We start from the raw sequence: 1568 nt of genomic DNA, 5'->3' as shown, positions 1-1568 counted from the left end.
GACGAGATCGGCATGGGCGACAACATCTGGCTCGGCGACCGCGACGCCGTGCGCACCCCCATGCAGTGGACCCCGGACCGCAACGCCGGCTTCTCCACCTGTGATCCGGGCCGGCTGTACCTGCCGACGATCATGGATCCGGTCTACGGCTACCAGGTGACGAACGTCGAGGCGTCCATGGCCTCGCCGTCCTCGCTGCTGCACTGGACCCGGCGCATGATCGAGATCCGCAAGCAGAACCCCGCGTTCGGCCTCGGCAGCTACACCGAACTCCCCTCGTCCAACCCCGCCGTGCTGGCGTTCCTGCGCGAGTACGAGGACGACCTGGTGCTGTGCGTGAACAACTTCGCGCGGTTCGCGCAGCCGACCGAGCTGGACCTGCGCGAGTTCGCCGGCCGCCATCCGGTCGAGCTGTTCGGCGGGGTCCGCTTCCCCGCCATCGGTGAACTGCCGTACCTGCTGACCCTCGGAGGCCACGGCTTCTACTGGTTCCGGCTCACCCGAGTCGCATCCCGCATCGGCCGCCGCGTGTGAGGACGGGCCGAGGAAAGGACGCGTCACCATGCCGAAGACCGCACCCCTGCGCGCCAGACCGGCGTATCCCGCGGAGCCGATGGCCTCGCTCGGCGGGCTGCTGCGGGAGTGGCTGCCGAAGCAGCGCTGGTTCGCGGGCAAGGACCGGCCCGTGGCCGAACTCGGTCTGCTGTCGCTGACCGAGCTCTTCCCGGGCTGCCTGCATCTGCTGGTCCACACCGGACACGGCCCCGTTCCCGCGCCGGGCGGCGCGCTCCCGGCCGGCGACTGCTACCAGTTGCTGCTCGGGGTGCGCGAGCAGCCGTCGCCGCGGCTGGGACGGGCGCTCATCGGGCAGGTGCAGGACGGCCCGCTGGCCGGCCGGACGGTCTACGACGCGCTGCACGACCCCCGGACGGCCCAGCTGCTCCTGGAACGGCTGCGGCAGCCCGGCACGGCGGGTCCGCTGCGCTTCGAGTGCGACCCGTCCCGTCCGGTGCCCGGCGGGCTGGCGCCCCGCATCCTGGACGCCGAGCAGTCGAACTCCTCGCTGGTGTACGGCGACGAGTTCATCCTCAAGGTGTTCCGGCGCGTCCAGCCGGGGATCAACCCCGACCTGGAGGTGCCGAGCGCCCTGGCCCGGCAGGGGTGCGGACGGGTGCCCGCGCCGGTGGCGTGGCTGCGCACGACCGATCCGTACGAGGCGACGCTCGGGGTGCTCCAGCCGTTCCTGCACGACGCGTCCGACGGCTGGACCCTCGCCCTCCAGGCGCTGTCCTCCGGGGACGACTTCACCGCGCAGGCCCACGAGCTGGGACGGGCCATGGCCGACGTGCATCTGGCGCTGGCCTCGGCCTTCCCGGCCGGTGCTCCGGGGGAGAACGGGCGCACGGCGGCGGCGATGACCGAGCGGCTGACCGCGGCCGCGCACTGCGTGCCCGCGCTCCAGCCCTTCGTGCCGGGCCTGCGGTCGGCCTTCGCGGCGCTGACCACCTGCGACTCCGGTCCGCCCGCCCAGCGCATCCACGGCGACCTGCACCTGGGTCAGGTGCTGC

The 1568-nt window shown here is 73.0% G+C and carries 2 protein-coding genes; both read left to right on the top strand.

What is annotated here, in order from left to right:
- Positions 1–534: alpha-glucosidase C-terminal domain-containing protein (locus GTW67_RS18915; RefSeq protein WP_237518927.1), on the top strand; the 534-nt coding region annotated here is incomplete at its 5' end.
- A 28-nt stretch (positions 535–562) separates the two neighbouring features.
- Positions 563–1568 (top strand): maltokinase N-terminal cap-like domain-containing protein (locus GTW67_RS18910; protein ID WP_161165999.1); only part of this gene is annotated, 1006 nt, incomplete at its 3' end.

Origin of the sequence: Streptomyces sp. SID5910 (genome assembly GCF_009862125.1) — a bacterium.
Taxonomy (GTDB): domain Bacteria; phylum Actinomycetota; class Actinomycetes; order Streptomycetales; family Streptomycetaceae; genus Streptomyces.
This window is presented reverse-complemented; position numbering and strand designations above follow the sequence as displayed.